The 25,047-nt window shown below is 70.4% G+C and carries 20 protein-coding genes and 3 pseudogenes; 6 read left to right on the forward strand and 17 right to left on the reverse strand.

Annotated elements, in window-relative coordinates; translation table 11 throughout:
• Positions 1-73: 73 nt before the first annotated feature.
• The gene (locus ABT245_RS19635; protein ID WP_351735199.1) at positions 74-1,384 is read right to left on the reverse strand and encodes an LLM class flavin-dependent oxidoreductase; all 1,311 of its coding nucleotides are present in this window, start codon (positions 1,382-1,384) and stop codon (positions 74-76) included.
• A 72-nt stretch (positions 1,385-1,456) separates the two neighbouring features.
• On the opposite strand from ABT245_RS19635, the gene ABT245_RS19640 reads away from it, so the two are divergent.
• Both ABT245_RS19640 and ABT245_RS19645 read left to right on the forward strand, forming a co-directional pair.
• Positions 1,457-2,527 carry an LLM class oxidoreductase gene (locus tag ABT245_RS19640; RefSeq protein WP_351735201.1) on the forward strand — a complete coding sequence of 357 codons (1,071 nt, stop codon included), beginning with the start codon at positions 1,457-1,459 and terminating at the stop codon, positions 2,525-2,527.
• 234 nt (positions 2,528-2,761) lie between these two features.
• Positions 2,762-3,002, forward strand: a pseudogene (locus ABT245_RS19645) (carbohydrate-binding protein); the annotation flags it as partial.
• Between the two features lie 44 nt (positions 3,003-3,046).
• Here ABT245_RS19645 and ABT245_RS19650 read toward each other — a convergent pair.
• The gene (locus ABT245_RS19650) at positions 3,047-3,727 is read right to left on the reverse strand and encodes a DsbA family oxidoreductase (protein WP_351735203.1); all 681 of its coding nucleotides are present in this window, start codon (positions 3,725-3,727) and stop codon (positions 3,047-3,049) included.
• A 70-nt stretch (positions 3,728-3,797) separates the two neighbouring features.
• Positions 3,798-4,268, reverse strand: coding sequence for a DoxX family protein (locus ABT245_RS19655; protein WP_351735205.1), 471 nt, complete (start codon positions 4,266-4,268; stop codon positions 3,798-3,800).
• Positions 4,269-4,710: 442 nt separating this feature from the next.
• Here ABT245_RS19655 and ABT245_RS19660 point away from each other — a divergent pair, with 442 nt between their 5' ends.
• From ABT245_RS19660 to ABT245_RS19670, 3 genes are read left to right on the forward strand one after another with little or no spacing between them, the layout of a single operon-like run.
• On the forward strand, positions 4,711-5,748 hold the full coding sequence (locus ABT245_RS19660) for a PrpF domain-containing protein (RefSeq protein WP_351735207.1): 1,038 nt from the start codon (positions 4,711-4,713) through the stop codon (positions 5,746-5,748).
• 54 nt (positions 5,749-5,802) lie between these two features.
• Positions 5,803-6,771 (forward strand): EamA family transporter, encoded by a 969-nt coding sequence (locus ABT245_RS19665; protein ID WP_351735209.1) that lies wholly within the window; start codon positions 5,803-5,805, stop codon positions 6,769-6,771.
• A complete protein-coding gene (locus ABT245_RS19670; protein WP_502982153.1) occupies positions 6,768-10,604 on the forward strand; it encodes a non-ribosomal peptide synthetase family protein in 3,837 nt (1,278 codons plus the stop codon). Before ABT245_RS19665 ends, ABT245_RS19670 begins: the two co-directional genes overlap by 4 nt.
• Positions 10,605-11,072: 468 nt before the next feature.
• Here ABT245_RS19670 and ABT245_RS19675 read toward each other — a convergent pair whose 3' ends face one another.
• The 5 genes from ABT245_RS19675 to ABT245_RS19695 form a co-directional block, all read right to left on the reverse strand.
• A complete protein-coding gene (locus ABT245_RS19675) occupies positions 11,073-12,122 on the reverse strand; it encodes a CU044_5270 family protein (protein WP_351735211.1) in 1,050 nt (349 codons plus the stop codon).
• A complete protein-coding gene (locus tag ABT245_RS19680) occupies positions 12,119-12,724 on the reverse strand; it encodes an RNA polymerase sigma factor (RefSeq protein ID WP_351735355.1) in 606 nt (201 codons plus the stop codon). The genes ABT245_RS19675 and ABT245_RS19680 overlap by 4 nt, the downstream gene beginning before the upstream one ends.
• 597 nt (positions 12,725-13,321) lie before the next feature.
• The gene (locus ABT245_RS19685; RefSeq protein ID WP_351735213.1) at positions 13,322-13,765 is read right to left on the reverse strand and encodes a hypothetical protein; all 444 of its coding nucleotides are present in this window, start codon (positions 13,763-13,765) and stop codon (positions 13,322-13,324) included.
• A 54-nt stretch (positions 13,766-13,819) separates the two neighbouring features.
• A complete protein-coding gene (locus tag ABT245_RS19690) occupies positions 13,820-14,536 on the reverse strand; it encodes an outer membrane protein assembly factor BamB family protein (RefSeq protein WP_351735215.1) in 717 nt (238 codons plus the stop codon).
• Positions 14,537-14,735: 199 nt separating this feature from the next.
• Positions 14,736-15,746 (reverse strand): AraC-like ligand-binding domain-containing protein, encoded by a 1,011-nt coding sequence (locus tag ABT245_RS19695; RefSeq protein ID WP_351735217.1) that lies wholly within the window; start codon positions 15,744-15,746, stop codon positions 14,736-14,738.
• Positions 15,747-16,018: 272 nt separating this feature from the next.
• Here ABT245_RS19695 and ABT245_RS19700 point away from each other — a divergent pair, with 272 nt between their 5' ends.
• Positions 16,019-16,177 carry a hypothetical protein gene (locus tag ABT245_RS19700; RefSeq protein WP_351735219.1) on the forward strand — a complete coding sequence of 53 codons (159 nt, stop codon included), beginning with the start codon at positions 16,019-16,021 and terminating at the stop codon, positions 16,175-16,177.
• Between the two features lie 358 nt (positions 16,178-16,535).
• On the opposite strand, the pseudogene ABT245_RS19705 reads toward ABT245_RS19700, so the two are convergent.
• The 9 genes and pseudogenes from ABT245_RS19705 to ABT245_RS19745 form a co-directional block, all read right to left on the reverse strand.
• Positions 16,536-16,712 (reverse strand): annotated as a pseudogene (locus ABT245_RS19705) (transposase); the annotation flags it as partial.
• A gap of 176 nt (positions 16,713-16,888) precedes the next feature.
• Entirely contained in the window at positions 16,889-17,170 is a 282-nt protein-coding gene (locus ABT245_RS19710) for a UTRA domain-containing protein (RefSeq protein WP_351735221.1), read from the reverse strand.
• A 78-nt stretch (positions 17,171-17,248) separates the two neighbouring features.
• The gene (locus ABT245_RS19715) at positions 17,249-17,428 is read right to left on the reverse strand and encodes a hypothetical protein (protein WP_351735365.1); all 180 of its coding nucleotides are present in this window, start codon (positions 17,426-17,428) and stop codon (positions 17,249-17,251) included.
• Between the two features lie 284 nt (positions 17,429-17,712).
• Entirely contained in the window at positions 17,713-19,608 is a 1,896-nt protein-coding gene (locus ABT245_RS19720) for an SGNH/GDSL hydrolase family protein (protein ID WP_351735223.1), read from the reverse strand.
• Positions 19,609-19,928: 320 nt separating this feature from the next.
• Positions 19,929-20,132 (reverse strand): annotated as a pseudogene (locus ABT245_RS19725) (tRNA (adenosine(37)-N6)-threonylcarbamoyltransferase complex transferase subunit TsaD); the annotation flags it as partial.
• 111 nt (positions 20,133-20,243) lie between these two features.
• A complete protein-coding gene (locus ABT245_RS19730) occupies positions 20,244-21,137 on the reverse strand; it encodes an anchored repeat-type ABC transporter permease subunit (RefSeq protein WP_351735225.1) in 894 nt (297 codons plus the stop codon).
• Complete coding sequence (locus ABT245_RS19735) at positions 21,134-21,874, reverse strand: anchored repeat-type ABC transporter ATP-binding subunit (RefSeq protein WP_351735227.1); 741 nt, start codon at positions 21,872-21,874, stop codon at positions 21,134-21,136. The genes ABT245_RS19730 and ABT245_RS19735 overlap by 4 nt, the downstream gene beginning before the upstream one ends.
• Complete coding sequence (locus ABT245_RS19740) at positions 21,871-23,454, reverse strand: TIGR03773 family transporter-associated surface protein (RefSeq protein ID WP_351735229.1); 1,584 nt, start codon at positions 23,452-23,454, stop codon at positions 21,871-21,873. The genes ABT245_RS19735 and ABT245_RS19740 overlap by 4 nt, the downstream gene beginning before the upstream one ends.
• Positions 23,454-24,995, reverse strand: a complete 1,542-nt coding sequence (locus ABT245_RS19745; RefSeq protein ID WP_351735231.1) for an anchored repeat ABC transporter, substrate-binding protein — start codon at positions 24,993-24,995, stop codon at positions 23,454-23,456. Before ABT245_RS19745 ends, ABT245_RS19740 begins: the two co-directional genes overlap by 1 nt.
• Positions 24,996-25,047 lie beyond the last annotated feature (52 nt).

Here is a 25,047-nt window from a genome sequence, read left to right on the forward strand (position 1 = left end):
CCTCGGACGGCGGCCGCCCGACCGGTGCGGCCCGTGGTCACCGGGCCGCACCGGCAGGCCGGCCGTACACCGGTCAGGCGGAGCGGGCCGGCGCCGCGGCGCCGCGCGTCGGCGAAGACGCCCGGAAGTGTTTACGCAACGTGTGCGTCGCGTACTCGTGCCGGAACAACCCCCTGCGCCGCAGGATCGGGACCACCTCGTCGACGATCACCTCCAGCCCGTCCTCCAACCGGTCTGGCTGCAGGTTGAAACCGTCGATCGCCCCGGAGCGGAACCAGTCCTCGATGCGGTCCGCCAACTGCTCGGGCGTGCCGACGAAACCCGCGTGGCCGGAACCGGTGTACCGGGTCTGCCTCAGATACTCACGGACCGTCGGGTTGGTGCGGCGGATCTGCCGCACGATCGACTCACGGAAGCCGATGCTCCCGGTGAACGTCTGGGGATCCACCGGGGCCGACAGGACGTCCTCGGGGAACGGTTCGTCCAGTGGCAGTGTCGAGGCGTCGAAACCGATGGACTGCGACAGCCACTGCGTGGAGTACGCGGGGGCAGAGGTGTCGTGCAGTTCGTCGCTGCGCCGCCGGGCCTCCTTTTCCGTGCTGCCCAGGCTCAGCAGCAACCCCGGCAGGATCTTCACGTCGTCGGGCTGCCGTCCGGCATCCACGGCGTACTGCTTCACCTGCCGGTAATGCTCGATCGCGCCCTCCTTCGTCAGCTCCGCCGCGAAAACACCCTCGGCGAACCGCCCGGCCAGCCGCCGGCCCTTCGGCGAACCGCCGGCCTGGAACACCACCGGGTGTCCCTGCGGCGACGGCGGCACGCGCAGGCGGCCCACCAGATCGAAGAGCGGCCCGTGGTGGGCCACCTGTGGTCCACCGGCCGCGGACCGCCACAGATCGAGGACGAGCCGGACGAACTCCTCAGCCCGGTCGTAACGGTCGTCGCGGCCCGGGACGTCGGGCAGACCGAAGTTGCGGGCCGCGGCGGCCCCCCGCGTCGTCACGAAGTTCCATCCGGCCCGGCCGCCCGACAACAGGTCCAGCGAGAGCAACCGTTCGGCCAGCTCATAGGGGTCGTTGAACGACGTCGACGCGGTGGCCACCAGACCGATGTGCTCCGTCGCCGTCGCGACATGCGCCCAGGTCGCGGTGGGTTCGAGGCGCCCCGCGTTCGCGTCGTGCGACGGGTCCCCGAGGGCCGGTGCATCGGCGAGGAACAGCGCGTCCAGCGTGCCCTTTTCGGCCAGGTGCCCTATTCGGCGCCAGTAGTCCGGGTCCACGAAGGCGTCGTCTCCCAGGCGCGGCGACTGCCAAGCGGACGGGAGATAACCGAGAACCAGGACGTTGACGCCGAGCAGCACATGGCCGGTTCGTTCAGTGGGCATACGAAATCCTTTCGACGTAAGCCACTAAACCATTTCAAAGATGCGCAAACCACAGCGAATTATGGAGTTCTCATGACATCTGCCGACCCCGCGCACCGCACCGTGGCCCTGGCGCTCACGGGCGAACAGGTCCTCGCCGCCCTCGCCGACCCGGCGGCGCTCGCCCTCCTGGACACCGCGCCGATCGCGTTCACCGTCGTGGGCGTGGACCGTGTCACGGCGGGTGCGCCGGACGGCCGGCCCACCGTCGACGCGGCCACGGCGGTCGCCGTCCTGACCGGCCGCACGGACCACGCCGCCTTCCTCGTGGCCGCGTCCCCGACCCGCGACCACCCCTACAACCTGGCTCGCCGGATCACTTCTGTCGCTCACCTCTCGCGCCGGCGCACGGGTGTCGTGGTCGGCGGCTGCGACCCCTATGTGCCCCGAGGCGCGGGACGCGCCCGCGGCGACGCCCCCGTACTCACCGGGCCGCCCGGAGCACAGGCCGTGCGGGACCTCGCGCTGGCCGTGCAGAAACTTGAACAGACCTGGCCCTACGACGCGATCGTCGCCGACCGCGAGCGGCGCATCTTCGCCCGGGGCGACCTCATCCGCCACGCCCACCATGACGGCGTTTTCCCGACGGCGGGCCCGCTCACCCTGCCCGCCACACCCGAGGGGGCGTCGGTCCTGGCGTGGTGGATCAACGCTGCCGACGAACTCCCCGCGGCGGCGGAGGTCGCCGATGTCCTCGTCGCCCCGGCCGGCCGGGACGCGACGGCCGCCGCCCGCCGGGCGGTCGAGACCGCTCCGCGCGGTCACTTCGCCGACCCGGGCCGTCGGCCCCTCGTGCTCGCCCCGCTCGCCGTCGCCGCCGACGCCACCGCGCAGGCCCTGCGCGCCGCCGCCGACGCCCTCCTCGCATCCGGCGCCGATGGTCTGGTGCTCCGCCCGGCCGACGCCGACCCGACCACCGCGATCCGCCTCGCCGCCCGGCTGACCCCGGATGCGGGCCCCGCCCGGAGCAGCCTCCGGGCCCGCCTCGGCCTTCCGGCGACCGCCGACCTCCTGCCGCCCGGCCCCGGCGTCTTCCCGGCACCCGCTCCGATCCCGCCGGTGCGGACCGCCGAGACAGTGAAGGGCGGGGCTGCGACGCGTTGAGACGGCGGCCGGGCTGCGGATGTGCGCCCACGCCGGGCCGTACGGCCCGTCCGGAAATGATCCCTCTTCCCCACCGCCACGGCCGCACCGAGGGCGTCGACCGACGAACCAAGAGGATCATGAGGCAGATGGACGGCCGAGCGGGTTCTTCCTGCTCCGCCATGGCATCCGCCTCCACTGGTCACCGCACAGCGTTACCGCCGATCACGGGACCGAGCCCAAGTCGTCGATGCGTTCTACGGCCGGGTCGCGAGCGATGCGGCGGGCAGCGTGAGCGGCCTGGTCAAGGTGCGTATCGACGGCCGGAGCAACGCGCCGATCGGCAGCTTCGCGGTGGCCGACACGGGCGGCTGGCAGAGCTGCGGGACGGCGCCGGCCGACATCAGCTACGGCACAGGCACGCACGACGTGTCTGGCCTTCGCCAGCGGTCAGCCGAACGACTTCGTGAACGTGAACCGGCGCGACACCGGGCACCCACCAGGCAGCGGCGACCGAACCTCTCCACAAGAGCCCGGAGCTCAGTCGGCGTTCCTCAAGGCGTCGAGCAACCCGTCCGCCCAAGACGGGTCATAGTGGTCCAGGCGCGGAAAGCCGCCCTGGCCGGGTTTGCCCGTCCACGCGTAGGAGGCGCCGGGATTGTGGGCGGCGTAGCCGCCGGGAGCGAACAGGTGTGGGCTGCCCTGGATCTGCGGTCCCTGGGCGGTTCGCCACTGCTGGAACACCTCGGCGCGTCCACGCCCGGCGGCGAGTGCGTCCGCCAGGGCGTCGACGTCCAGGTGCTCGCACTGCTCGGCGATGTCGAGGATCACCGAGTGCAGGCTGATACACCTGCTGTCCGCGTAGAACGCTCTGCGCAGCGCGGTGTCGAGTTCGTCGCCGGCCCGCAGTCCGCCCACTTCCGGCGCTTTGGCGGCCTGGACGGCCTCCAGGGCCGGCAGTGTGGTGACCGGGTAGTGCGACTCCCGGCCGCTCCACAGCCGCCAGCCCAACTCGGGGCGGTGGGCGGCGATCATCACGATCTCGGAGTCGAGGATGTCCTTCGGAGTCGGCTGTCTGTTGAACAGCTCCAGCGGGAAGGCCCTGTGGTCGATGGAGATCTCCCGTCCTCGCCGGTGTGCCGCGGCGTGCAGAGTGTGCAGGGCCAGCGTCGCCCAGGGGCAGCCGATGTCCGACCACACGGTGATGACGGGGACTGGCATGAGGCCTCCTGTCTGTCGGGGGTGGCCGGTGGCGGCGGCCGCCACCGGCGCACGAACTCGGGTGAGCGCGTTACGCGTTCGCCGCGGCCTGGTCGACGGCAGCCGCCGGCTGCGTCTGCCGCCCGCCGACCGACAGCAGCCGCCCGAGGGCCCACGGCCCAGGACCGAAAGCGGCGAGCAGCAAGAATACCCAGGCGTACAGGGCGGCCGGCTCACCGTTGTTCACGATGGGCAGCAGGCCGGTCGACTGGTGCACGATGAAGTAGGCGTACGCCATCGATCCGGAGCAGACCAGCGCCGCCGGCCGGGTGAACAGGCCGAGCGCCACCAGGATTCCTCCGAGCAGCTGGATGGCGGCCGCCCACCAGCCCGGCCAGGCCCCGAGCGGGACCGTCCCGCCGTGCGTGCCGACGGCTCCGCCCAGCACCCCGAACAGGGACGCGGCGCCGTGGCAGGCAAAGAGGAACCCGACGACGATACGGACAAGTGACTGCACGGGACCGGCAGCCTTGATCCCGACGGACTCGACAGAGCGGTACATGAGCCTCAGCCCTTCACTGCAGGGGGAATGGGGATGTGCGATCGCGGATGCACTGCGTGGGGGAGGGGACGGCGGCAGCGATCAGCCGCGGCCGGTGGCACCCGCCTGGCGACGCGAGACGCTACATGAATGCACGCGCATGCAGACGTCCATCCGGCGAACAGTCAGCCAATGCTGGAAGCAGGCCAGGTCAAAGGGGCTTTCGGTGGCATCCCGTCAACTCACCCGTAAGTAAGAGCGAGTTGTGACAGTGATCACCGGCGACCGTCTCACCTCGTCGAACGCGTGGTTCCGCCCCCGTTCACCCATGAGTTGTTGTGAGCCGCAACGTCCCCCTTCAAGCTGCAATCGCCTCCCCCCAACCGGGCAACCGCCGCCAGCCGCTTCGCGCGCCGACGGCACCGTCCGAGCGCCATGGCAGGCACCAACCATGGAGGGACCGATGATCGGCCATCTGTGCCATACCGCGGGAAAGAGCGAACCGACGCTTGTGCTGGACCGCAGAGCGTTGCCCGCCGACAGGCGGGAACTCCTCAGCACCACACTTCTGATGGCACGTGACTGGCTGGCCGATCACCACGGGGCCGACATCACCACGATCGCCATGATCGAGCCGTCCGCCGACCCGCATGCCGACCTGGACTACCAGTTCGCCCAGTACCTGCCCGGCACACCGCCGCGTTTCTCGCTGCGCGGCACCTGCGGGCACTCGATCCTCTCCTCCGTCGCCGTGGCACACCGCCTCGCCTGGCTGCCGCGCCTGACCGCCGCGTCCCGGCTCCGCGTCAACGTACTCAACACCGGTGACCGAGTCGAGTGCGAGGTCGACGGAACGAGCCGCACTCTGACGTTCGCCGTGGAATTCGCCTACCGGCCCCCTCGACGCCTGCGTGACCTGTTGCCCACCGGGTCGCCGCACGAGGAACTCGACGGTATGCCCGTATCCCTGGTGTCCGCAGGCAATCCGTATGTCTTCGTCGATGCCGCCGACCTCCAACTGCCGGAGCAGGAGGCCCTGTTCGCCGACGACGCGGCGGTGCGGCAGCGGCTCACCGGCATCCGCCGCGCTGCCGCCCGCCGCCTGGGCCGGCCGGAGGGCGGCGTGTTCCCGAAGGTCGCCGCGGTCGGCCAGTATCAGTACCGGCGCCTGGCGGTGCTGGCCCTTCCGGCGCCGGGTTGGACCGCTCCGCTTCCGCCGGCCGACGCCATCACCGTCGCCGCCGCCGCGGTGATCGACGGCACGATCCCGCAGCGGCTGGCCCAGCGGGGCTGGAGCCGGCTGGACGAGCTGGTCGTCGACACCCCGGGCGGAACCACGGTGGTACGACTCGCGGTGTCCGGCACCACCGTGGACGACACCCTCACCCGTGCCAGCGTGCGACGCGGGACCGTCCGGTACGACGGCCCCGTCTTCCTCGAACCGCTGCGCGACCTGATGTTCGCACCCCAAGACGTTCTGCTGCCCGCTGCTGTCCGCTGACATCCCGTCGATCAGGCAGCGACACATCCGACCCGACCGACAGGTGGTCCACGCATGCATTCCGCCCTGCGCGTTTCCCCATCGGCTCCTGGACTGGCACGGACTTTCGACGCCGTGCTCACGGCGCTGGCTCCCGCGGTGTGGGGCAGCACCTACCTGGTGACGACGGAACTGCTGCCGCCCGGCAGGCCGCTGCTGGCCTCCAGCGTGCGGGCGCTGCCCGCCGGGCTGGTCCTGCTCGCGCTCGGCCGGCGGCTCCCGCAGGGCGCGTGGTGGTGGCGTGCCGCGGTGCTGGGCGCGCTGAACATCGGCATCTTCTTCTACCTGCTGTTCGTGGCCGCGTACCACCTGCCCGGCGGGGTGGCCGCGCTCGTGATCGCGGCTCAACCGACCCTCGTGCTGCTCCTCGGCGCCGTGCTGCTGGCGGAGCCGATCCGCCCGTTTCAGGTCACCGCCTGTCTGCTCGGCGTCACAGGTGTGGCACTGCTCGCCCTGACCGCGCAGGCCGACGTCGACCTCACCGGCATCGCTGCCGGGGTCGGCGCCGCGGTCAGCATGGCCGCCGGCATCGTGCTCACCAAACGCTGGGGACGGCCCGAGGGCCTGGGCGTGCTGACGTTCACCGGCTGGCAGCTCACCGCGGGCGGCCTGCTGCTCGCCCCCGTCACCCTGGCCGCCGAAGGGCTGCCCACCCGCGTCACCGGCGACAACATCGCGGGTTTCGCCTACCTGGGCCTGATCGGGGCGCTGCTCGCCTACGCCGTCTGGTTCCGGGGCATCGGACGGCTTCCGGCCCTGGCGGTGTCCGTCCTGGGCTTCGCCAGCCCGCTCGCCGCGACCGCCCTCGGATACCTCGTCCTCGACCAGAGCCTCACACCTCTCCAACTCGCCGGCGCCGCGGCGGTCGTCGCCGCCGTCGCGCTGGCCCAGATCCCACCGCCGTCACGCGCCGGGAAGCGGACTGACCGCTCGTCCTCGGCGTCGGCTCGCGACCATGCACCCGCAGTCAAGGGGAAATCGTGACCACAGCACAGCCCACCGCACGTTCCACGGCCCGCGTCCACGACCTACGCCTGAGCGGATGCCTGCCGGACCTGCTGAGGGAGCAGGCCATCGTGCAGCCCGATGCCACCGCCGTCACCAGCGGCACCGAAAGCCTCACCTACCGGGAACTGGAAGCCGCGGCAGCCCGGCTGGCCGGCCGCCTGAACGCCCTGGGCGTGTCACTCGACGACTGCGTCGGCCTGTACGCCGAACCGTCGCTGGATCTGATGACCGGAGTGTGGGGCATCCTGTTCGCCGGTACCGGGTATCTGCCGCTGTCCCCGGAGTATCCCGAGGACCGGCTGCGCTACATGATCGAGGACAGCGGAACCCGCGTCATCGTGACCCAGGAACACCTCGCCGCCCGGCTCCGCGGCCTCGTCCCGAGCAGCACCCGCATCGTCACCGTCACCGACACCGCCCAGTCCCCGGCTACGAGGCCGGCGGCACCCGCACCTCGCAACCTCGCCTACGTCATCTACACCTCCGGCAGCACCGGCCGGCCCAAGGGTGTGCTGATCGAGCACCGCAGCATCCTGAACCAGATGCAGTGGATGCAGATGTGCGGGCACCTGGGCCCGCGTACCACCGTGCTGCAGAAGACGCCGATGAGCTTCGACGCGGCGCAGTGGGAGATCCTCGCCCCGGCCGTCGGCGCCCGCGTGGTGATGGCAGCGCCGGGCAGCTACCGCGACCCCGAGGCGCTGATCACCGCCATCGCCCGGCATGAGGTGACCACGCTGCAGTGCGTGCCGACGCTGCTGCAGGCGCTGGTGGACACCGAGCAGTTGGGCTCGTGCACCACGCTGCGCCGGGTGTTCTCCGGCGGCGAGGCGCTCTCCCGGCAACTGGCCCGCACCTTCCTCGACGAGGTCCCGTGGGCGTCGCTGGTCAACCTGTACGGACCGACCGAGTGCACCATCAACGCCACCGCCCACCTGGTCGACCCGGACGCGCTCGGCGACGGCCCCGGCTCGGTCGCCATCGGCGTGCCGGTCGACAACACCCATTGCTACATCCTGGACGAGAACCTGGCGCCGGTGGACATCGAGGAGACCGGTGAACTCTACATCGGTGGTGTGCAGTTGGCCCGCGGCTATCTGAACCGGCCCGAGCAGACCAAGGAGCGGTTCGTCCCCTCGCCGTTCGTACCGACCGAGCGGCTCTACCGGACCGGAGACCTGGCGTACTGGAACCCCGACGGCACGATCCAGTTCAGCGGCCGCACGGACAACCAGATCAAGCTGCGCGGCTACCGCGTCGAACTCGACGAGATCGCCCTGGCCATCGAGGAGCACACCTGGGTGCGACGGGCCGCGGCGATCACCGCACAGGACCCGCGCACCGGCTCCACCAACCTGCTGGCGTGCATCGAGCTGAACCCGAAGGAAGCCGCCCTGATGGACCAGGGCGACGCCGGTGCGCACCACCAGTCCAAGGCCAGCAAGCTCCAGGTGAAGGCGCAGCTGGCGAACCCGGGCCTGCGAGACGCTCATGAACTCGACGGCAGGCCCGTGCTGCCGCTGCCGGGCCGGCAGGAGACGGCGCGGCAGCGGCGGGAGACGTTCGCCCGCAAGACGTACCGCTTCTTCGACGGCGGAGAGGTCACGCGCGACGACATCCTCGCCCTGCTGACCCCGCGCCCGGCACGCGCGGACTCCCGCGGCCTCGCGGACCTCACCTTCGATCAGCTCGGCGAACTGCTGCGCTGGTTCGGCCAGTTCCGCAGCGACGAGCGGTTGCTGCCGAAGTACTCCTACGCCTCACCCGGCGCTCTGTACGCCACGCAGCTGTACCTGGAGACGGGCGGTCTGGACGGCTTGGACGCCGGCGTGTACTACCACCACCCCGCCGACCACACCCTGGTGCGGATCGCCGATGCCCGGCAGAGCACCGGAGCACGGCTGGTGGCGCACTTCATCGGCAAGAAGCGGGCCATCGAGCCCGTCTACAAGAACAACATCCGCGAGGTGCTCGAGTTCGAGACCGGCCACATGCTCGGCGTCTTCGAGGAGATACTGCCGGAGTACGGCCTCACCATCCGTCCCGCCGCCTACCAGCCGACCGTCAAGGACATCCTGCACATCGCCGCCGAGGACTACTACCTCGGCACCTTCACCATCGACCGCCATGACTGCCTGCCCCCGCACGACCCCACCGAAATCTATGTGCAGACCCAACCGGGCCGTGTGCAGGGTCTGCCGGCCGGTCAGTACCGGTGGACCGGCAGCGAGTTGGCGCACATCTCCGACGCCCTCGTCCTGCCCAAGCACGTGATCGCCATCAACCAGCAGGTCTACGAGCGGGCGAGCTTCGGCATCACCACGGTGAGCCGCGCGACCGACGAGTGGCTGCAGTACATCGCCATGGGCACCGCACTGCACCACCTGCAGCGCAACACCCGGCGGATCGGTCTGATGTCCTCCGGCTACAGCTCGAAGACCGGCCACCCGCTGCCCGCCGCACGGCGCGTGGACGACATCCTCGCCTCCTGCGCGATACCCACCGGCCCGTCGTACTTCTTCCTCGGCGGCAAGGTCAGCGAGGAGCAGATCCGCAGCGAGGGCATGAACGAGGACGCGGTGCACATGAAGGGCCCGGCCGAGATGATCCGGGACGACCTGGTGGAGCGGCTGCCCGACTACATGATCCCCAACCGCGTCCTGGTGCTGGACCGGCTGCCGCTCACCGCGAACGGAAAGGTCGACGTCAACGCCCTGGCCGCCGGCGAGCAGGTGCGGTCCGCCGACACCGGCAGGCCCTATGTCGCCCCCGCCTCCCCGGTGGAGCGGTGGCTGGCAGGGGCATGGGCGAAGGCGCTGAAGTACGAGGACGTGTCCGCGGAGGACGACTTCTTCGCCTCCGGTGGCAACTCGCTGATCGCGGTGGCGCTCGTCAACCGCATCAACCGGGAGTTCGGCCTCCGCCTGCCGCTCCAGGTCGTCTTCGAACACCCCAAGCTCGCCGATCTCGCCACCCGCATCGAGGACGACGGCGCCGCACCCTCCTCACGCCTCGTCCCGCTGCACGCCGAGGGCACCGGCCGCCCGGTGTACTGCTGGCCGGGGCTCGGCGGCTACCCGATGAACCTGCGCCTGCTGGCCCGCGAGGCCGGCGCCGGCCGGCCGTTCTTCGGCATCCAGGCGCACGGCATCAACGCCGGTGAGACGCCCTACCCGACGATCCGCGAGATGGCGGCCGCCGACGTGGCCGAGATCCTGCACACCCAGCCCGAGGGCCCCTACAGCATCTGGGGCTACTCCTTCGGCGCCCGAGTCGCCTTCGAGACCGCCTGGCAGCTCGAGCAGTCCGGCCAGCGGATCGACCACCTGCTGCTGATCTGCCCCGGCAACCCCAAGGTCCGCACGGAAGGCGCCGACCGCTTCGGCCGCGAGGCGACCTACCGCAACCCCGTCTACGTCGCCATCCTGTACTCGGTGTTCACCGGCACCGTCAGCGGCCCCGACGCGGATGCCTGCCTCGCGGCCACGCGGGACGAGGACAGCTTCGTGACCTTCGTCCACGACCGCCTGCCCGGCCTCGACGAGCAGCTGATCCGCCGGATCATCCACATCGTCGCGGAGACCTACGAGTTCGAGTACACCTTCCGCGAACTCACCGAACGCAGCCTGAACGCACCGGTGACCGTCTTCAAGGCCACCGGTGACGACTACTCGTTCATCGAGACCCACTCCGGGTACTCCACCACCGCGCCGACCACGGTGGAGCTCGCCGGTGACCACTACAGCGTCCTGAAGGAACGCGGCATCGCGGAACTCTCCGCGGCCATCCGCGCCCGCCTCGGCATGTGAGCCGTCCTGCCCCTGCCGCCCACGTGAACCCGCGGCAGGGGCAAGGCCGCTGGGCACGCCCGCAGCACATCAGCGCCCCCAACAGACCCGCACAACGGTCCCGCGGCCACGCGGGTCACACGGCGCGCGACCGCATCCGCAATGCCGTCCCCAGCAATCGAAGCCCCGCCGGACGGCCCCGGCGCGCGCCGAAGGCGCGCTGGACTGCTGACCGGCGAGAACGAGGATCGCTGAGGTCCATGTTCCCGCCACAGTCCGCCAGAGCCCTCGCCACTTGCGGCAGCGTGCCGTCCCGGTAGCAGATCCCGGCCGGCCGGGAGCCTACGGCGTGCCTCGGTGTCCGGTGCCGTCCGGGCAAGGGCGGGCGTCGGGGCGTGACCGGGACCGGCTTGCGGTGGCCAAGCAGTTGCCCCTTCCCGTCCTGGCCGCACCGGGGCCGGGACTCTGGTCATCGTGTGGTCTCGGACCTCATGTCCGGTCCGTGGGCTGTTGGCCGGCCTTGTCGACGACGGCGAGTTCCAGCTCGGCCGCGCTGGACAGCAGCGTCCCGGCCTTTCCGTACGAGGTGTCCTTGGTCAGATAGCTGCGGGAGCCGAGGAAGGAGAAGTCCTTCTCGTCGAAGACCCACTCGGTCCGGACGCCGTAGCGCGTGTCGTCGCGGGCGATACCGAGGCCCCGGCGGCCGATCGCGTCGTGGGCCTGCGGGGCCGGGGTGACGCCGGGGATCTTCGCCGCGGCCCGGTAGAGGGCGGCGGCCGTACGGGGCGGTGTCATCCCGCCGAGCAGGGACCCGATCTGCTCGAACACCGCCTGGTCGCGTTCCCGGCCCTGGGCCTGCGGGGTCTTGGCGTACAGATAGGCCAGCAGCTTGTCGGGGTCGGTGGGCAGCGAGCTGAGCCAGCGGTAGGTGGGTCGGCTGATGCCGGCCGGGGTGCCGTCGGTGTCACCGAGTTGGGCGTTGATCGGCAGAGTCTCACCGTTCTCCCGCATCAGGCCGAGCTTGTGCAGGGGCCCCGGTTCCTGCGCGGCCCACACCTCTCGGTCCGTCAGTGGGCCGAGGACGGCCTTCCCGCTGGTCAGGTCGGCCCCACGGGTCTTCTCCCGGGTATAGACGAACTGGTCGTCCCGCACGGGGAGCGTGGTGCGTTCCCCGGCGGCGGCGGAGATCCGGCCCAGGAGAGCCGCGGCGGGCCGCATGTCCGTGGCCGCACGGTGCGAGTCGGTGCCGGAGGGCTCCCGGCCGCCGCCGTTCAGGGCGATGCCCGCGGCCAGCGCGCAGGCCAGGGTCAGCGCGGTCGCCGGTGCCAGGAGCGCGGGCCGCAGCAGTCGGCGGGCCGGGGGGCCGGCCGGGCGGGTACGGGTCGCCTGGTCTCGGTCGATGTGGTGCATCAGCAGGTCCTTGTGACGAAGGTGCTGCTCGCGCGGAAGGTCCCAGTCGGCCGGGGCCGGCAGCAGGCGGGCGATCTCTTCGCGGTCGCCGTTCTGCTCAGGGAAAGCGCCGGTGGTCCTGTCGTTCATGTGAGCTCCTCCCGTACGGGCAGGGCCGCGATCGCGGCCGCACTTGTCATCTCTCCGCGGGTGGCGGATGGTTCCCGGTCTTCTTCCGCGAGATGGGCGAGCTTCTTGCGGGCACGCGAAAGGCGGGAACGTACGGTGCCGACGGCGATGCCCAGGGCTTCGGCCGTCTGCCGGTAGTCCAGGCCGGACCACACGCACAGGGCCAGTACCTCCCGTTCCTGGCGCCGCAGCCGGCCCAGGGCGGCATGCACGGCCCGCAGGCGCCGGGCGTCGTCGATGCGCCCGACCGTCCGGGGCGCGAAGTCCTCCTCCGCACGTGGCTGCGGCTGACGCGCCAGGAACAGCCGGCGTCTGCGCTGTGCCCGGCGGGCGTTGTCCGCCTTGTGGGTGGCGATGCCCAGCAGCCAGGGCAGCAGGGAGCCGCCGTCCTCGCGCACCCGGGCCCGGGTCCGCCACGCGGCCAGGAACGTTTCGGACATGATCTCTTCGGCTGTCGACCAGTCGCCGGTCAACCGCAACCCGTGGTTGTACACGGCGCGGGCGAACTCCTCGTACAGCTGGGCGAACGCCTCGCGGTCCCCCTCGCGCACGCGGCGGCGCACATCGTTTTCTGAATCCCTCACGACCACTTCTCTCCGCGACACCAGAGGAGTTCCTGTGGCCTGTGTCACGTACCGGCGTTCCGGCAGGGCTCGACTGGACGAGCAGCGCCATGTCTCTCCCGGACGGTACTGACCGTATGACCCCGTCGCCCCTCCGGGGGGACAGTCCGGTCGTCGGTGCTCGTCGTCGTGTTCCTCCTCGCCCTCACCGTCCGGGCGGTCCGCCCGGATGATCCGCGCCCGAGGGCGGACCCGGCCCCGGCTGCGTCGATCGAGTCCGCCGGCACACCCCGCCTCGGCCGCGAAGCCGTCCAAGAGATCCGCCGGCGGGCGAACAGCCCCGGCTGGGCGATCACGCTGCGGTCCGTCGCCCGAAAGGTCGGCATCGCCGCCCCGTCCGTCTACCCGCGCTTCCCCGACCGAGGCCGCCGAGCCAGAACACGGATTCTTACTCTGACCCGCGGCCTCAAGTCGGCGGAGACCCACTGGCCTTCATCAGCAACACCGAGCGGCCATGGGTGTGTGTCAACTTGAGCTGAGGAGCAGGAGCGGTGCACCCGCGACGGCTGCAGGCACCCCGCGCGGTGTGATGCGATCTCATCCTGCGGTCCTCCGTACGCCGGCCGCCTCGGGCACGTAATCGCTCGACCGCCCGCGCTCGTCGTCCAGGAAGACGCCGATGTACTCGTTGACGAGGTCGGGGGCGTCCGGCAGGACGCCCGGCCGGTCCTCGCCGGTGCGAGCGTCGAGCATCAGCGCTTGGCCGCGGAGCTTGCCGTAGACGATGCCGTGCCGGACGGCGGTCACCACCGGTGCCAGGCGATCGTTCGCGGGCAGTTCCCACAGCTTCTTGCCGCTGGTCGCGTCGAGCCCGGCGACGACCCTGTATCCGAGTTCGTCCTTGATGCAGACGATCGTGGACTTTTCGTCGTACAGACACCGGTCCGGGGTCGCGCCGAGCTCGGTCCTGGCCACCGGGCGGCCGGTTGCGAGGCTGACAAGGGCGGCGTCGACGCGGCCGTAGTCGCTGCCGCGCGTCACCAGGACCGCACCCGGCCGGGCCGGGGTGGCGCGCAGGTTCCCGGCGCGATCCCCCTAGGTCCAGGTCCGTTCACCGTTCGCGACGCTCAGTCCGTACACCTGACGCTCAAGGAACCGGTCGCTGGCGACCACGGCGATGGTTCCAACGCCGACGGCGACGACGGAAGGGGCGTTCGGCTTGCGCCAGACCATTCGATGCGTCGTGAGGTCGACGGTCGTCATGTCGGCCCCGTAGGTGACGACGGCCGTGTCGCCGTCCACGCCGGCGATCTTCAAGTCCACCCCCGTGGCGAACGCGTCGCTGGGGATCTCGGTGCGCCACACCTCCTCGTGGGTGCGCGCGTCGACCGCCAGGAGCATGATCGTGTACGTGGTGACACGTGTGCCGGTGCCGGGTCTGGTCACCGGCGCGACGCTCAGGACCACGGTCCGCTCAGCGACCCGCGCGACGACGGGGGCTCCCAGCTGCGGTTTCTGGAGCACCGGCCGTCCTGCGTAGACCTTTACGATCCCGGAGTCGCCGGTCGCGACGTCGTTGTACTTCAGGCCCTCCTGTGTGGAGACCCACACGGTGGTGCCGTCGAGGGCGAACTCTCCGTCGTCGTGAAGCCCTGTCTCGGCGGCCGCGAACTTGGTCACCGGGTCGTGGGCACGGGGCGGGTTTGAGGGCACGCCGGACCTGGCCTTGCCCGAGCCGCCGCCACAGCCGACGAGGAGCAGGAGCAGGGCGGCGGCCGTGGCCGTCCACGGGCGAGGTGATCCCTGTCGCAAGAGTCCCCCAGATCTCGTACGGCGTGGGAGTCCACGCAGGCAGGAAGCACCCCAGAGCTTCAGGTTCCCCCGGCGGCCCGGCGTGCGTCTCGCCGACCTGCTCACGCTGCGCAGGGCCCGCCCCTGAAGCCGCTGGGATGCCGCAGTCCCACTGTCACCCGTGCTGTGCGGCCCGGTCTTTAGCCATGAGCGCATACATTCAGCGCAGGGTTGCCCGGACCTCGCTCGGCGAGAGCCCGTACGCCCTGCGGAAGGCCCGGCTGAAGTCCGCGGGGTGGCGGAATCCCCAGCGCAGGGCGGTCTCGCCGATCGTGCGGTGGCGCAGGCATGGCTCGGTCAGATCGGCGCGGCAGCGCTCCAGACGGCGGCGCCGAATGGTGGCGGCGACGGACTCCGGCTCGCCCTGGAAGAGCTGGTGGAGGGTGCGTACGGAGACGTGGTGGTGGGCGGCGATGGCCGCCGGGCCCAGTGCCGGGTCGGTGAGGTGGTGGTCGATGAAGGCGCTGATCCGGGCAAGGAGTGCCGTTCTGTGGGTCTCGACGGGCGGCAAGCCCTGGTCGCCGAGCCGCGCCGAGAGGAGGGACACGGCCAGGTCCACCCCTATGGAGCCGAGCCGGGCAAGCTCGGCAGGGCCCGAGGTGCGGGCGGCCGCGGACAGGGAGGTCAGATACGGGCCCAGCAGGGCGCCGGAGCCGGACTTGTGGGGCAGCGGCTCGGCCAGCATGCGGTCGGCGCGGCGGTCGGCCAGGGGGAGGAGGGCACGGGTGAGGCGCAGGAGGGTCAAGCGGACAGGACCACCCCTGTCCAGGAAGTCGCAGGTCAGCGGCTGCGAGGAGGAGAACAGCGCCATGTCGCCGGGGCCGAGGCACGCGACGTTGCGCGCCTGCTCCAGCCGGATCGCGCTCTCCCGGACCAGCAGCAGGAAATAGTCCTCGGGGTCCTGACGGCGGATGTGGGCGGGGGAGCGCCGGGCGGTCAGCGGGGAGAAGTCGAAGGCCGCGACCTGGCTGCGCGGGAGCCCGACGGACTCTACCCGGCCCCGGAAACGGTTTGCGTGCGGACTCTGGATCGCCACCGGCATGACCTCGTCGCCGACCATGTCGTTCCACCAGCCGAAGCGGTCCGGCGCCAGGATGTCGTCGGTGTCCACAGCCACCACCGGCCCCGCCGCCGTGGCACCCTGCCGTGCCATCTCCCTGAGACGTGACATGCAACGATGATGCCCGGCAAGGGAGTTGACTGAAAGCGGGCGCAGGGCCAATGTGGCCGCGGATCGACCGCATGCGGTAGATGAAGCTCGGCAGCCTGGGCCGGATGTGGCCCGAACGGCCTGCCTGCGGCTCCTTGCGCCGGTGGCTCGGTCATGGCGCCGCCGACCAGACGGCACAGCGTATCGGCGGTTACGGCAGCGGCATCGAAGGTCTCCGTCCATCCTCCAGCAGGCAACCGCTCGGCCAGGCCAGTGGCAGGTAGATACCGCGGATGATCCGCAGCCTGCTCGGTCTGTCACTGACAGCGCTCTCCTCCATCTCCACCGGCACCGAGCGCATCAACTGTCCGAGCAGGGCTCTGTCCGCAGTTCACGTCGTCCTCAACCGGCGCATGGAGAGAGCGCTCGCCCAGGGAACGCTCAAGGGGTGACGGCGGATCGACCGGCAGGGGGGATTCGACGGCGCTGACGGCACCGACGAAAGAGCAGCGGGATTCCGAGATGTGACTCCTCCGCCGCGAGGCGTTGCAGCGCGTTGCTGTTCGCGGCGCCGAAGGCGCCGGGGCCGCATTGCCGGAAGCACCGGCATCGCGGCCGCTCGAACAGGCCCAGTCTCCATCTTCAGTTTCAAGATCCGGCCCACCGCGTCGTCGAGTCGCTTCGGGGCTACGGGTGCGCCGCTACTTCTGTGACCGGAAGAGCTGTTCCCGCAGGACGTCCGTCGAGCAGGTGCCGGGCCTGTCCGAGCAGCACCGCCGCGTCGGCACCGGGTCGACGGGCTGACGCTCCGTTGCGGTCGCGGGGAACGGCGACCGTCACCGCTCCAGCGTCGGGCAGCACCGTCTTGGGCGAAGTGCCGTCGCGGCTGTCGCCCGAGCCGCGGCCCGCAGGATCGTGTTTCTCGTAACCCAGGTGGCTAGTCGCCTCGGCTACGAGGGCCCGCTCCAGCACGGCCCGGGTCACCTCCGGCTGCTGCGAGACCGAGGGGGCCGGGTGGTTGCAGGGCTTGCGTTCGCAGTGTGGCTGAGTCGGAGGTGTCTGGAGAGCCGGGCAGCCGGACGCCGCCGCACTTGGAACCAACAGCGGGCGTGATGAACGGTCAAGGCTGGACGTGCGAGATGCCGGTTCGCAGAAGCCTTGGCCTATCCGGACTGGACGAGCGACAGGTGTCCGATCCTGCTGGTGACAATGCACTTGGCGAGGTAGACGGGCGTCCCTTCGAACTCAGCCAGTTGAACGAAGAGGAGGACGGGGTCCGCCGCCTTCAGTCCAAGGAGTTTGGCTCGTGTCTCACCGGCGACCGCGGCTGAAATCTCGCATGCACCCGAGCTGAAGACCTGCCCGCACTGCTGGATCAGCCCGGCAAGGAGAGTCGCGGGCCTGCCGGCGGCCACTTCCAGGTTCGCATCGAGTTCGGGGCTCACGTCGCTGAGATAGCGGCCGGCCCGCACCTGCTCCTGAACTGAGGTTCCCCCGCTGTACGGGAGGTGCTGATCAGCTGGTCAGTGCAGGTTGAAGGGATGCCAGGTTCGCTCGTTCGACCGTTGCCTGGTTGGCTCGAAGAGCACGAGGTTCGCCTCGGCCCGGGTGGCGAAAGCGCGGCCGCGAATGCCCTCCGTCTTGATCAGTATCCACAGGTTCTTTGCGAGAGCGTTGTCGTACGAGTCCCGCACGGAACTCATGGACGCCTCAATTCCCGCTCTCGGCAGCCGCGTTGGAGCTTGACGGGCGCGTACTGAGCCTGGACTCAACCGGTCGTCGCAACACCGGCTTCCTGGGCCGATAGCAGATGCCCACCGCCACCTCCGTAGGCACGTTCCCAAAGCCGGCCGGGTCGTTGTTGAGGTCGCCGGAGTAGGCGTGGCGAAAGCGGCCCGGTGCAACGAGTATCGCACCGGGCCGCTCACTGTGATCGACCGCTTGGCTCACGGCGGTCGGCGTCGGCCGGGCCCGCCGCGTGCGCGGTTCAGTGGGCGATGCGGTTGACCCAGAGCTGCATCTGACCGTCTGTCGGATCGAGGGTCACGTAGTCGTCGTCACCGTCCTTGTCGGCGTCCATGAACCGGACCTTGGAACCGTCACCGGTACCGGCCGCGACCCTTCCGATGCTCTTCCAGCCGTTCCCGCCGGGGATGTCGCCGCCGTCGTTGCGCCAGACGTTCAGCTCACCGGCGGGGCCGAGGATCCCGTAGTCGTCATCGCCGTCTCCGTCGAAGTCCATCAGGCGAATGTTGGCCGCCGGGGCGAGGCCGCCCAGCGCGTGGACTCCCGTGCCGAGCCACCTGGCGACATCGTTGAGCGTGTAGTCCGCCGTGTTGATCGTGGCGAGCCCGCCCGAGTCCGTGTTTGCGGTACCGCCCGAGCCCGAGCCCGGCGAGACCGTGTTTCCGGTCTCCTCGGCACTGCCGGTCACCGTGACGCCGGGCAGCAGCCCTCGCTTGACACCGTCCGCGACGCCGTTGGAGAAGACCGCTGCCATCTGCTGATACGCCGCATCGTTGGGGTGCACGAAGTCCGCCCACCCTTGCGTCGACACCCCGGACATATCCACCAGGACGATACGGTCGCCGCGCGCCACCCGCGCTCCGACTTGCTCCCGGACCTGTGCGTTGTAGGAGTCCATACGAGCCTGAACCGCCGCATCGGTGCACGGAGTCAGCGTCGCGACGACCACGAACCCGTCCGGGTTCGCCGCCAGCACGCCATCGATCAAGCGCTGCAGCCGGTTGATCGCGTTGCCCGGGTCGACGTCGTGGATCATGTCGTTGGTACCCGCCATGAGCGTGACCACGTCCGGACGCATCGCCGGAACATCTCTGAGCGCAGGCCCGGCGATCTCGTCGATGGTCCATCCCGGGTACCCGTTGTTCTCCCGGTCCGCCATGGTGCCGCTCGTCTGCGAGCCGACGAAGTCCACAGTGACCGAGCGCCGGTTGAGTGAGGTGGCCAGGTGGTCGCGATAGCCGTTCTGGTCCGGATCACCTATCCCGTAGGTGATCGAGTCTCCGAGGGGCATCAGCCGCACCGGCGGACGCAGCCCACCCCAGTCCCTCATCGCTTCGTTGAGCAGGTTCTCCAGGTCCTCAAGCTCTTGGCCGAGATGATCCGCCCCGTCGGCGGCCTCCCTTCCGAGCCAGGAGTCGACCCAGGGCACCCTGGACCTGATCCAGGTACCGAGGTCCTTGAAGGCCCTGGCGACATGGGTCTTCGCCCACGGGGAGAAATACTTCTCCCACAGGGCGCCGATGGACATTCCGATCAGCCCACCGATGATGATGTCCCTGATCGACTCCGGGGAGCCCAGGTCCCCGGCGAACCCGTGGTTCACGATCGCCGTCACGATGCCGGTAACGGCGCCTTGGAGGGGGGTGCAGACCAGCGGAATGGTGGCGGCGCCCACCCCGGTGGCCGTCAAGCCTGCGATGCAGAGCACCCTGAGCCCGTACCCCGCGGCGTAGCCGATCAGTGACGCGGCGATCCCCGTCCAGAAGCCGGCGGTGGTGACCTCCCCCTTCGGGATGGTGATGGCCAGGCCGGCGCCGTTGGAGGTCACGTCCACCGTGCCCTGGAAGTTCGGCCACTCCGAGGTATTGACGGTGGTGTTCACATGGCTGTCCGCGAGCGCCTGCTTGAGCGCGTTGCCCAGTCCGCCGTGCTCGCTGATATCCGCCTGCATCTCGGGAACGATGTCCCGCAGGTCGGCAGGATCCGCGCCGATGTCCGAGGCGTTGAGGGTGAGGACCAAGTCCTCGCTGAGCCCCCGGTCGTCTGCCGCTGCCGCCGGGGATATCAGGCTGACGAACACAGCCACCACGATGGACAGGACCAAGGCCACACGGCCGGTCGATCTTCGCGTGTTCACGCTTACCTCCGAATCGGGGAGGTGATCCTCTCCAACCCGGGCGAGTGCGGCGTGAATTCGTCGATAACACTCGCGGGTGGCTACGGCGACTTGAAGCGGCCCCACTTGGGCTGCCCGGGTTCTTCATGCGGGCGGTGACCGACCGGCTCAAGACACTCGGCGACCCGCAAACCTCGGTCCCGCTCTGACCCTGCCGGGCGGTCCGTCCGGGCCAACGATCCGGCTGCCCTGCGTCGACGAGTACGGCCTGCCTCGCCACAGCACACGGCCTCGGTGCCGTCGACAATCAACACACCGCCTGTCGTGCCCGGTTGCTCGGCCACGTTGAGGTCGCCGACAGCGGCGGTTCATCGGGCCGTTGTCCGTGCACAGCCTGAGCGGCGGTACCCGCAGTTCGATGCCCGCGGCCAGGCAGTGTTCCTCCGTCAGGAAGCGGAGCGCACACGCGAGTTGGCGGCGACCCCGCCGACCACCACCGGCGTCTGCACACGGTACTTGGCACGGGCCGCCACCGCCTTGCGCGTCTCCTGGATCGTGTCCGGGCGTACCGCGTGCTGTGTCATGGCCGGCTCGCCGCCCCGGCCGCAGATCCTTGCCGCCATATGAAATGGGTCCCGTGGTCAACAGATGGCAGGTCAGGCCGAGACCGTCTCTTCCCGGGCCGGTCGCCAGGTCTCGGAGTCGCCCCGGCGCCGGGCCCGCGCCACCAGCCCGTGCCGCGGAGCCAGGCACCAGGTCAGGGCGAACAGGGCGGTCAGGACACAGACGATGGAGCCGCCGGCGGCAAGGTCATAGGCGTACGAAACGTACAGCCCGGCCAGCGCGCCCGTGCCGCCGAGCAGCGAGGCCAGCAGGGTCATCGCCCACAGTCGTTCGGTGAGCATGCGGGCCGCGGCGGCCGGGGTGATCAGGAGGGACAGGACGAGGATGTTGCCGACCGCCTCCAGGGACATCACGATCGTGGCGGTCACCACCGTGTAGAGGATCAGGTCGAGCCGCATGACGGGGAGTCCGGCGGCCCGGGCCGTCTCGCGGTCGAGGCTGACGGCGACCAGCTCCTTGCTCAGCAGCAGCAAGGCCGTCACCAGGACCGCGCCGACGCACGCCGCCGTCCACACGTCCTCCGGGCCGACCGCGAGTACCTGCCCGAACAGGAACGAGGACAGGTCGGTGGACCAGCTGTCCTGCGTGGACACCAGCACGATCCCGAGCCCGAACGCGCAGGAGAAGAACACGCCGATGACGGTGTCCTCCTTCAGGCGGCGGTTCTGTGAGACGAGCGCGATGAGAAGGGAGGTGGTCAGGCCGGCGATCGCGCCGCCGAGGAGGAGGTTGCCCTGGAAGGCGTAGGCGAGGGCGACGCCGGGGAACGCCGAGTGGGAGACGGCCTCGCCGATGAACGCCATGCCGCGCAGGACGACGTACACGCCGACGACCCCGCACACCAGGCCGGTGATCACGGCGACCCCGAACGCCCGTTGCATGAAGGGAAGGTGCCAGGGGTCGGTGAGGAAGTCCAGGACGGTCACGCGGCCGCTCCGATCGCGGTGTCCAGGCCGAACGCGCGCAGCATCTGCTCGGGGTCGGCGAGCAGTTGGGGGCCGCCCTCGGCGACGACCGTGCGATTGAGAAGGGCCACGCGTGTGCAGGTGCGGGCTGCGGCGGCGAGGTCGTGGGTGGTCATCAACAGGCCCTTGCCGTCGGCGGCCAGTCGGCCGAAGAGGTCGTTGAGCAGTTCCTGTGTGGGCACGTCCACGCCGGTGAACGGCTCGTCCAGCAGCAGCAGCCGAGGCTCGCTCGCGAGCGCGCGGGCCACGAGCACGCGCTGGCGCTGCCCCCCGGACAGCTCCCCGATCGGGCGTCGGCGCAGGGCGGTGAGGTCGACCAGTTCCAGCGCCTCGTCGACGGCGGCCCGGTCGGCGGGCCGCGCCCGGCGCAGCCAGCCGATGGAGCGAGTACGGCCGGACAGCACCGCTCCCGCGATGTCGACGGGAAAATCCCAGGCGAACTCGTGGCGTTGGGGCACATATCCGACGAGGTGCCGGGCGCGGCCCGGGGGCAGGCCGTCGATCAGCACATCGCCACCCGAGAGGGGGACCAGGCCGAGGACGGCGCGCAGGAGGGTGGTCTTGCCCGCGCCGTTGGGGCCCAGCAGGCCCAGTAGGTCGCCCCGGTGCACGGTCAGCCGGGTTTCCTGGACGGCGGGCCTGCCGCCCAGGACGACGCTCACGTCCCGGGCCTGGAGAAGGGGCTCCGCGGCGGTCACGCGGTGGTCCTTTCGGCCGTACGGCTGGAGCGCCTGCGGGTGACGGCGACGAAGGCCGTCCCGAGTGCGGCGAGCGCGGCCGCGGTGCCGCCCAGGAGTACGGCGTTCCCGGCACCGGTCGAGGCCATGGAGCCGTCGCCGTCCGATGAACCGCCGGCCCGGGACGCGTCGTCGCCGGCCGCTCCGGTGCCGGACGAGCTGTCGTCCCCCGTGTCCGTTCCGCCCGTGTCGGAGGAGGTGCCGTTGCCCGATCCGGCCCCGGGTTTCACGGCGTTCGGGTTCTCCTCGCCGACCACGAAGGCCACGGTCTCGGTGTCGCTGACCGCCGTGCCGTCGGCGAGTGTGCCGCTCATCTTGAACGTCAGCCGGTATGTGCCCTCCTTGGTGAAGGCCCAGCCGCCGTGCGCATGCGTGTTCGCCGGGATGTCGAAGGCGTCCGGAACTCCGTCCTTGCTGTTGAACAGCACGTTCGCGCCGGACATGGCGTCATAGGTGTAGAGCGCGACCGTGCCGGGGCCCTTCACCGCGGTGAGGGAGAACTTCACCCCGCCCCGGGTGACCCCGGCCTTGATGTTGTCGGTGGACCAGCCGGGCCACAGCAGCCCGTCCTGCTGCACCTGGTCGAGCAGCCAGACGGTGTCTCCGGGCTTGCCGAGGAAGGCGAAGTCGTCCCGGTCAGGCAGGGTGTTCTTGGCGGCGGGCTTGACGTGCAGGACGACGGAGGAGGGTTCGCGCCAGGTGGTCTTGCCGGAGACCGTGCCGTCCTTGATGTGGATCTGCATCTGCTTGTCGACGACCCGCGCGGCGATGTCGATGTGGCCCTCGTCGATGACCTTCGGGGTGGAGACAACGGTGTCGGTGTCCGCGGCGGCACGTTCGGGGACCGGGGCGGAGGATGCCGTCCTGGCGGCCGGTGCGATGAGGTTGTGCAGCCCCGCCTTCGGCCCCGCCGTCGGCGCCGTGGTGGGGCCGGGGGGAGCGTTGTCCGTGCCCTCCACCGGGGGTTCGGCTGCCCGTGTGACGGCCGCGTCCCCGACCAGCACCGTGTAGACGGTTCCCACGGACAGCTCCCGTCCGTCGACCGTCCTTGCCTCGGCGGTGAAAATGGCCTGGTACGTCCCTTCGGCGGTGAACGCCCAGCGAGTGGAACCCTCCTGCCCCGCAGGAAGTTCGTAGCCGTCGGGCAGCCCGTCCGCGCTGTCGAACAGCAGCGGATCCGTCTCGCCGTTGCCGGCCTTCGCATACACCTTCAGATCGCCCGGCCCGTCCAGCCCGGTCAGCGACCAGCGCACGGTGCCCTGGTCCACGGCGGCCTCGGGCACACCGGTGGTGTCCCAGCCGGGTGCCGGTGCGTCCGCCGGACGGGCGTCGGGGATTTCGACGACGTGGGCGGTGGCACCGTCGGACCCCGCCACGGCATCCAGGCTCAACGCGCCGTCCGTATAGGCGATCCGGCCCAGCCGGGGCCCGGTACTGCCCTCGTCGGCCACCGCGACTCCGCCTCCGCTTCCCGCGAGCGTGGCCGCGAGTGCCACGGCCACGGCGACGCGTTCCCGGCGTCCTGTCGGCATGTGTCTCATCAGGCGTCCTTTCCAAGGCACTTCGCCAGCTCGTTCGCGTTGTGCCGCATCATCGACAGGTAGTCGTGGATCTTGTCGTCGAAGGAGTCGCCGTAGATCGTGCAGACCGCGACGTCCTGGTCCTGAGCGACCCGTTTCAGCACGTCGGCGCGTGCGGCGAGGTTGGGCTCCAGGAACACGGACGGGACCCGCTTCTCGCGGATGGTGGTGCCGAGTTCCTCCACCTCGGCCGCGCTCGGCTCTCGGTTCGGCACCGGCACGACGAAGCCGGCGACCTGCATGCCGTACGCCCTGGCGAGGTAGCCGAAGGCGTCGTGCGTGGTGATCAGCTCGCGGTTCTCCTCAGGGATGGTCGCGAGTGTGCGTGCCACCTCCTGGTCGAGCGCGCCGAGCGTCTTCAGGTATGCCGCGGTGTTCTTCTCGTATGTCGTCTTTCCGTCCGGGTCGGCCTTGATCAGTTCGGCCTCGATGCGGCGGACGTACGCCTCCGCGTTGGCGACGTCCTCCCAGGCGTGGGGGTCCATGTCGCCGTGCACGTGCTTGCCGATGACGGCCTGGGGGAGTACCCACAGGTCCTCACCGGGCTTGCCGAGGAAGGCGTACGGCTTCTCCTCCGGTACGGACTCCTTGGCCCGGTCGGGCACGTTGAGCACCACGTCCGAGGCCGGGTGCCGGGTGCGCTCGCCGCTCTTGTCCTCGTCCGCGCGGACGTACACCTTCCCGGTCTCGGCGTTGAGGGCGACATCGGCGTGCCCGCCGTCGAGGACGGTCGCGTCCTTGGGGGCCTCGGCGGCGTCGCCGACGGTGAAGGTGAAGGTGCCGCTGCCGAATCTCTCGGTCTTCCCGTCCAGGGTCTCGGTCCGGCCCTCGACGGTCAGCTCGTAGGTACCGGGTTTGCTGAAGGCCCAGTTGACGTGGGTGTGTGCCTCGGGCGGCAGGGCGAAGGAGTCCTTGGCGTCGAGGCCGTCGGCGGAGTCGACGTACACCTTCGGTCTGCCGAGGGTATCGGTGAGGTACACGCGCAGTTCACCGGGACCTTCCAGCTTCGTCGCGGTCGTGCGCACCTGGGAGCCGTCGCCCGCGACCTGGCCCTCGACGGCCCAGCCGAGCCAGAGGACATCGAGCCCGAGGTCCTCCTCCAGCTTCATGACCGTGCCGCCGTACTGCTCCAGTTCTTCGGCGATTTCGACCTTCGGAGCGTCCTTGGGGGCGTTGTTGTGGACCATCTTCATGATCCCGGGCTCTTCGAGGAGCAGCCCGTTGCTGAACACGATGTCGGCGTCGGCGACCTTGGCGGCGTCGCCCGGGCTCGGCTCGTAGGAGTGCGGATCGCCGTGGCGCGGCACGATCGAGGTGACGTCCACCCGGTCGCCGCCCACCTGCTCGACCAGGTCCGCGATGATCGCTGTGGTCGCCGAAACGGTCAATGCGGCGTCGGACGACCCGGACCGGACGCCGCTGCACCCGGTGGCCGCCGCGGCGAGCAGTGCGCAGGCCGTGGTGAGCGTGGCCGTCATGGTGCCTGTGGGGTGGCCCCGCATGGGGCTCCTCCTTTTCTCGAACAGGGTGGTGCGTGGACGGCGGACCGGGTGG

Source organism: Streptomyces sp. NPDC001508, from assembly GCF_040298665.1.
Classification (GTDB): domain Bacteria; phylum Actinomycetota; class Actinomycetes; order Streptomycetales; family Streptomycetaceae; genus Streptomyces.